8 protein-coding genes are annotated in these 6000 nt (G+C 69.8%); 2 read left to right on the top strand and 6 right to left on the bottom strand.

What is annotated here, in order from left to right; all coding sequences use genetic code 11:
* Nucleotides 1–100: 100 nt before the first annotated feature.
* Genes QQ657_RS44955 through QQ657_RS44940 form a run of 4 tightly spaced genes read right to left on the bottom strand, consistent with a single transcriptional unit; the run spans nt 101 to nt 3128 of the window.
* On the bottom strand, nt 101–754 hold the full coding sequence (locus QQ657_RS44955) for a response regulator (protein WP_284748514.1): 654 nt from the start codon (nt 752–754) through the stop codon (nt 101–103).
* Nucleotides 751–1854 (bottom strand): sensor histidine kinase, encoded by a 1104-nt coding sequence (locus tag QQ657_RS44950; RefSeq protein WP_284748513.1) that lies wholly within the window; start codon nt 1852–1854, stop codon nt 751–753. Before QQ657_RS44950 ends, QQ657_RS44955 begins: the two co-directional genes overlap by 4 nt.
* A gap of 34 nt (nt 1855–1888) precedes the next feature.
* The gene (locus QQ657_RS44945) at nt 1889–2680 is read right to left on the bottom strand and encodes an SRPBCC family protein (protein WP_284748512.1); all 792 of its coding nucleotides are present in this window, start codon (nt 2678–2680) and stop codon (nt 1889–1891) included.
* 31 nt (nt 2681–2711) lie between these two features.
* Nucleotides 2712–3128, bottom strand: coding sequence for a MarR family winged helix-turn-helix transcriptional regulator (locus QQ657_RS44940; protein WP_284748511.1), 417 nt, complete (start codon nt 3126–3128; stop codon nt 2712–2714).
* A 79-nt stretch (nt 3129–3207) separates the two neighbouring features.
* On the opposite strand from QQ657_RS44940, the gene QQ657_RS44935 reads away from it, so the two are divergent.
* The gene (locus tag QQ657_RS44935; protein ID WP_284748510.1) at nt 3208–3768 is read left to right on the top strand and encodes a flavodoxin family protein; all 561 of its coding nucleotides are present in this window, start codon (nt 3208–3210) and stop codon (nt 3766–3768) included.
* On the opposite strand, the gene QQ657_RS44930 is transcribed toward QQ657_RS44935, so the two are convergent.
* Nucleotides 3765–4337: a TetR/AcrR family transcriptional regulator gene (locus QQ657_RS44930; RefSeq protein ID WP_284748509.1), complete on the bottom strand. Its 573-nt coding sequence runs from the start codon at nt 4335–4337 to the stop codon at nt 3765–3767. The genes QQ657_RS44935 and QQ657_RS44930 overlap by 4 nt on opposite strands.
* A 73-nt stretch (nt 4338–4410) precedes the next feature.
* On the opposite strand from QQ657_RS44930, the gene QQ657_RS44925 reads away from it, so the two are divergent.
* Nucleotides 4411–5598: an FAD-dependent monooxygenase gene (locus QQ657_RS44925; RefSeq protein WP_284748508.1), complete on the top strand. Its 1188-nt coding sequence runs from the start codon at nt 4411–4413 to the stop codon at nt 5596–5598.
* Here the strand turns inward: QQ657_RS44925 and QQ657_RS44920 are convergent.
* Nucleotides 5570–5929 (bottom strand): winged helix-turn-helix transcriptional regulator, encoded by a 360-nt coding sequence (locus QQ657_RS44920; RefSeq protein ID WP_284748507.1) that lies wholly within the window; start codon nt 5927–5929, stop codon nt 5570–5572. The genes QQ657_RS44925 and QQ657_RS44920 overlap by 29 nt on opposite strands.
* Nucleotides 5930–6000 lie beyond the last annotated feature (71 nt).

The following is a 6000-nucleotide window of genomic DNA, read 5'->3' as shown; positions in this document are numbered from 1 at the left end:
ACGCTACCAACGTCTCATCAACCCGAAACTGTCCACGATGTCGTGAGACATACCTGTTCACGATGTCCTGAAACATGGCACAGGGTTCTAACCCTGTTTCTCACTCACGACCGGCGGTAGGGCGCACCAGGCCGGACTCGTAAGCCGCGATCACCAACTGTGCTCGATCACGGGCCGCCAGCTTGTGCAGCAGCCTCCCGATATGGGTCTTCACCGTCGCGATCCCCAAATGCAGCCGCGCGGCTATCTCGTCGTTCGACAACCCCCGCGCGATCAGCGCCAGCACCTCCTGCTCGCGCGCCGTCACACCTTCCAGTTGCTTCACCGGGCCAGTCGGCAGCCGCGCGAACTCCGACACCAGCCGACGCGTCACCGATGGCGCCAACAACGCATCCCCCGAAGCCACGATCTCGATCGCCGCCAGCAGGTCCGCCGGTCGCGTGTCCTTCAGGAGAAACCCGCTCGCGCCCGCGCGCAAAGCCGCGTACACGTACTCGTCCAGGTCGAACGTCGTCAACATCAGCACCCGGACCTCCGACGAAGCGCAGATCAGGCGCGTCGCCTCGATGCCGTCCATCGACGGCATCCGGACGTCCATCAGCACGACGTCCGGCTTCTCGCGCCGCGCCACCGCCACCGCCTCGACACCGTCCGAGGCTTCGCCGACCACCTCCAGGCCCGGGGCACTGTCCACCAGCACCCGGAAACTGCCGCGCAGCAGCGCCTGGTCGTCGGCGATCAGGACGCGGGTCATCGGACCACCGCCGTCTCGTAGGGCAGGCGCGCGAACACGCGGAAGCCAGGATCGCAAGCGCCCGCCGAGAAGTCGCCGCCGTAGACCGCCACGCGCTCGCGCATGCCGATCAAGCCGTGGCCCGGGGTTGCCGAGCCGCCGCGGCCGTCGTCGCGGACCTCGATGCTCACTTCCCCCTCGCCGCCCGTGACGCGGATGCGGCACGTCGTCGCGCTCGCGTGCTTGACCACGTTGGTCAGCGCCTCCTGCACGATCCGGTACACCGACTGGCCGACGCCGCCCGGCAGCTCGTCGAGACCGTCGACCGCCAGATCCACCGACGGGCCCGCCTGCTCCGCGCGTTCGGCGAGCGCGCGCAGGTCGGCAAGCGTCGGGGCGGGGGCCAGCGCTGGGACGCCGGTGCCGTCGCGCAGCACGCCCAGCATCCGGCGCAGCTCGGCCAGCGTCTCGCGGCTGGTGTCTTCGATGACGCGCAACGCTTCCCTCGCCTCCGCGGGCTGCTCCAGAGCGACGTGGTTGCCGACCGCCGCCTTCACCGCGATCAGGCTCATGCTGTGCGCGACGACGTCGTGCATCTCGCGCGCGATCCGCAGCCGTTCCGCGGAAACCGCTTCCCGCGCGTGGTTTTCCCGCTCGGCCGCGGCGTACTCGCGGCGGCCGTGGACGGCGATGCCGAGCGCGAACCCGACGATGAGCGCCGACGCCCCGAAGTTGACGGTGGTGGCGGTGCTCGGGTTCGGCAGCACGATCCCGAGCAGGCCGATCCCGAGCAGCCCGGCCGCGAACCCGACCCGCGACGCCCGGCTGCCCCGGTGCACGACGAACGTGTAGAGCGCGCACCCGGCCGCCACGACGGCGACCGCCAGCACCGGCCCGCCGATCGGCACGGCCGCGGCCGTCAGCACGAGGGCCAGGATGTAGGCGGGCCGCGGCCACCAGCGCCGCAGCACGATCGGGGTGACGCTCGTCAGCATGATCGTCCAGCCGAGCCAGGCGGGGAGCCACAGCGGCAGCGACCACGCCCCGGCGGCGAGGTTCCCGCCGGCCCCGATCGCCAGCACCAGGACCGCGAGCGCGTCCAGTACCACGCGAATTCGCATGCACCGAACGTAATGCGGACGCCCGCGCCGCGCGTCAACCCTGAGTCGGACGCTCCGCGTAATGCTTCTTCGCGGCCTCGACGCGCTCGTGCGTCCAGTCCGGCAGGTCGACGCCGTGCGTGGCGGCGAACAGCTTGTCGAGCTGCTCGTGGCGCCTGGCCAGCTCGGCGACGACGTCGTCGGGCGCGGGCTCGGTGAACTCGACGCGGGTGCCTTCGAGCGGGTCCTGGAGCACGTGCCAGCCCGGCTCGTCCGGGAGCAGCGCGCGGACCTCGTCCACCGGCTTCCAGACGAGGTCGCGGCGGAAGCGGATCGTGCCATCGGGAAGGACCTCGCCGAAGCCGAGGCCGAACTCCTCCACATAGGACGCCATGCGGGCGTGCCAGTCCTTCGGCTGCTCGAAGTTCCGGCCGGACAGGCGTGCGTCGAGGGCGTCGAGGCAGACGTCCCAGCCACTCGCGGTGCGCCCCGCGGCGAGCCTCGCGATCGCCGGGTCGCCGCGGCCGAACGTGTGCGTGAACTCCAGGAGGCTGCCGTCGCCGTCGGGGGTGATCAGCCAGCGCAGGGTGTCGTCGTTCCAGACGAAGGTGAACTCGCGCGGCGGGTCGACGGTGACGACCTTCCCGGTCGTCGCCTTGTCGTCGCCGGGGAAGGTGAACCGGATCGCGCCGCCGTCACGCAGCTCGACGTCCACCTTCGCCGGGAACCAGTGCTCCAGCTCGCCCGGGTCCGTGATGGCGCGCCAGACCTTCTCGGGCGCGTGTTTCAGGCGGCGTTCCAGCCGCAGGGCAGGGCGGTCATCGGCGGTCAGCAGCTTCGCGGGCATGCTTGTATATAACCACCGAGGCATATACGGGTCAAGCGCCGCGGACGGCGACGACCGCGCCGGCCAGCTCCGGGTCGCCCGCGGCCTTGTCGAGCGAGGTCCGCAGCACGGAGCAGTACGTCGGCTCGGTCTCGGCGTAGCGCTTGCGGCCGGCGTCGGTGATCACCGAGTAGACGCCGCGGCGGTCGTCCTCGCACAGGTCGCGGATCGTCAGGCCGGCGTCTTCGAGACGCGCACACATCCGGCTGACCGAGCTCTGGTTGAGCCCGATCGCCTCGGCGAGCTCCTGCATCCGCAGGCCGCCGCGCGGGCCCGCGACCAGCTTGCCGAGCGCGCGGTACTCGGACAGGCCGAGCCCGTGCCTCCGTTGCAGTGCCTTCCCCAGGTCCTGCTCGATGCGGGCGTGCAGCACGAGCATGCGTCCCCAGGACTGTTCGTCGACGGTCATGTTCCCGCCTTCCTCTTGACATCAGCATAGTCCAGGGACAGTCTTTATATGTACATGCAAGTAACTGAGGGGACCTGAGATGACGCGGAACTTCCTCTTCCTGGTCGGCGCGGCGCGGGCCGGCGGGAACACGGAAATGCTGGCCCGGCGGGCGGCGAGGGAGCTGCCTCGCGACGCCGAACAGCGGTGGCTCCGGTTGCCCGAGCTGCCGCTGCCGCCGTTCGAAGACCGCCGCCACGGCGCCGGTGAGCACCCGGCGCCGGGCGAGAACGAGCAGCTGCTGATGGACGCGACGTTCGAAGCGACGGACATCGTCGTGGTGTCGCCGGTGTACTGGTACTCGGTCGCGGCAAGCGTGAAGCTCTACCTCGACTACTGGTCGGGCTGGATGCGGCTGCCGGTCGAGTTCAAGCCGAAGATGCGCGGCAAGTCACTGTGGGGTGTGAGCGTCCTGAGCGAGACGGCGCGCGAGGCCCAGCCGCTGATCGGCACGCTCGAGCTGTGCGCGGAGTACCTGAGCATGAACTGGGGCGGCGTGCTCCTGGGGAACGGCAGCCGCCCCGGCGACGTGCTCCTGGACGCCGACGCGATGTCCGCGGCTTCGACGTTCTTCACCGGCGCGGACCTGGTGACCGCTTAGGCGAGGACGTCCGTCGCGATCAGGCGCAGGCCGCGCACGAGGTCGGCGCCCGACGGCGCGTGGTCCGGGTCGATCAGCCACTGCAGCATCACGCCCGAGAGCAGGGCCTGGTGCACCGTGCCGACGGCCCGGGCCTCGTCGCTGCCGTCATCGAGGCCTTGGAAGAGGTTCGCCAGCCCGAACCGGGCCAGCTCCAGGGCGTTCGCCAGCTGCGCGCGCACTTCGGGGTCGAGGTCCGGCTGCGAGTAGGCCTCCATGCTCACCGCCCACATCCGGCGGTGCTCGTCGAACGACTCGATGACCCGGCGCCAGATCAGCTCGAACCGCTCGGCCGGTGACGCGCCCGCCGGCGTCTCGACCTGCAGCACCTTGGCCAGTGTCTCGCCCCACTCCTCGTTCGCCTCGATCAGCGCGGTGTTGAGCAGGGCTTCCCGTGAGCCGAAGTGGTAGCCGATGGCGGCCATGCTCACGTTCGCCGCCGAGGCCAGGTCCCGGACGGTCGTGTGGGCGTAGCCCTTCTCGTTCAAGCAGCGCTTCGCGCCGGCCAGCAGTGCGTCCTTGTTGCCCATGTCCAGAGCCTAGCACGGACGCCTTAGGCGAACGCCTTGTGCGATCGCCCAAATCGCGGTTATGGTTCTCGGCATGACGAACCGACGAGTCCTCATCTCCGGCGCCAGCGTCGCCGGCCCCGCCCTCGCGTTCTGGCTCCACCGCCACGGCTTCACGCCGACGGTCGTCGAACGCGCCCCTCAGCTGCGCGACGGCGGCTACGCGGTCGACTTCCGCGGCGCCTCCCTGCGGGTCCTCGAGCGGATGGGCCTGCTGGCGCAGGTCGAAGCAGCCGCGACCCGGATGGGCGGAGTGACCTATGTGGACGGTGAGGACCGGCCGCTGGTCGTCACGCCCGCGTCCATCCAGAGTGGTGAGCTGGAAATCCTGCGCGGCGACCTGTCGCGGATCCTCTATGACGCCACGAAGGACGACGTCGAGTACGTCTTCGGCGACTCGATCACCGGCGTCCTCGAACGCGGCGACGGCGTCAAGGTCACCTTCGAACACGGCGAGCCGCGCGAGTTCGACCTGGTCATCGGCGCCGACGGGCTGCACTCGAACGTGCGCTCGCTGGTCTTCGGCGACGAGTCCCGGTACCGCCGCGACCTCGGTTACTACGTCTCGATCTTCACCGTGCCGAACCATCTCGGCCTCGACCACGTCGGCCGGTTCTACAACGAGCCGAACCGCACCATCGGCGTCTACAGCGCGCGGGACAACGCGGAGGCGAAGGCGCTGTTCTGGTTCGGCTCGCCGCCGATCGACTACGACCACCGCGACGTCGAGCAGCAGCGGCGGATCGTCGAGGAGACGTTCGGCGGTGCCGGCTGGGAGACGCCGGCGCTGCTCGAGGCGATGCGGGAGGCGCCGGACTTCTACTTCGACTCGGCGAGCCAGATCGTGCTCGACTCGTATTCACGCGGCCGCGTCGCGCTGGTCGGCGACGCCGCGTACTGCGCCGCGCCGCTCTCGGGCATGGGGACGAGCCTCGCGATCGTCGGCGCGTACGTGCTGGCGGGCGAACTCGCGGCGGCTGACGACCACGTCAAGGCGTTCGGGGCGTACGAATCCGAGATGCGTGGCTTCGTCGATGCCTGCCAGAAACTGGCCCAGGGCAACGGGAAGTGGTTCGTGCCGCCGACCCGCGGGTGGATCCGGCTGCGCAACCTGAACTACAAGCTGCTGCCGTACCTGCCGTGGCGCAAGGTGATCGAGGAGCTGCCGCTCAAGGCGGGCAACGCGATCACGCTCAAGGAGTATGCGGCGGCGCGGGTGTGACGCCGCGGCGCTTCGCGATGCCGGCCATGTTCTCCTCGCCCCAGTCGCCCAGCGGCAGCAACGCGGTGTTCAGCCGCTGACCCAGGCCGGTCAGCGAGTATTCGACCTTCGGCGGGATCTCGTGGAACACCTCGCGGTGCACGACCTCGTCCGCCTCCAGTTCCCGCAGCGCCTGGATAAGCATCTTCTCGCTGATCCCGTTCACTTTCCGCTTCAGCTCCCCGAACCGCAGCGGTTCGGCGTGCAGCGCCCAGAGGATCAGGGCCTTCCAGCGGCCGCCGACGACGTCGATCGCGGCGTCGAGCCCGCAGCGGTAGGTTCTCGCCAGCATGCAGGATCCTTACCTTTTGGTGGGTACCTGACTTATTAGTCGGTACTTGTCCATAGTAAAGCGCGCCCGCA

The sequence above is a fragment of the Amycolatopsis ponsaeliensis genome (genome assembly GCF_030182635.1).
GTDB classification, from domain to species: Bacteria; Actinomycetota; Actinomycetes; order Mycobacteriales; family Pseudonocardiaceae; genus Amycolatopsis; species Amycolatopsis ponsaeliensis.
Note: the sequence above shows the minus strand (reverse complement) of the source record. Positions and strands in the feature narration are given on the sequence as shown.

What these genes read in the sequence shown, in the direction of transcription:
- QQ657_RS44945 (WP_284748512.1), bottom strand. Translation starts at nt 2,680, where the DNA reads ATGCCCGCGAAGCTGCTGACCGCCGATGACCGCCCTGCCCTGCGGCTG.
- QQ657_RS44925 (WP_284748508.1), top strand. Translation starts at nt 4,411, where the DNA reads ATGACGAACCGACGAGTCCTCATCTCCGGCGCCAGCGTCGCCGGCCCC.
- QQ657_RS44940 (WP_284748511.1), bottom strand. Translation starts at nt 3,128, where the DNA reads ATGACCGTCGACGAACAGTCCTGGGGACGCATGCTCGTGCTGCACGCC.
- QQ657_RS44920 (WP_284748507.1), bottom strand. Translation starts at nt 5,929, where the DNA reads ATGCTGGCGAGAACCTACCGCTGCGGGCTCGACGCCGCGATCGACGTC.
- QQ657_RS44935 (WP_284748510.1), top strand. Translation starts at nt 3,208, where the DNA reads ATGACGCGGAACTTCCTCTTCCTGGTCGGCGCGGCGCGGGCCGGCGGG.
- QQ657_RS44930 (WP_284748509.1), bottom strand. Translation starts at nt 4,337, where the DNA reads ATGGGCAACAAGGACGCACTGCTGGCCGGCGCGAAGCGCTGCTTGAAC.
- QQ657_RS44955 (WP_284748514.1), bottom strand. Translation starts at nt 754, where the DNA reads ATGACCCGCGTCCTGATCGCCGACGACCAGGCGCTGCTGCGCGGCAGT.
- QQ657_RS44950 (WP_284748513.1), bottom strand. Translation starts at nt 1,854, where the DNA reads ATGCGAATTCGCGTGGTACTGGACGCGCTCGCGGTCCTGGTGCTGGCG.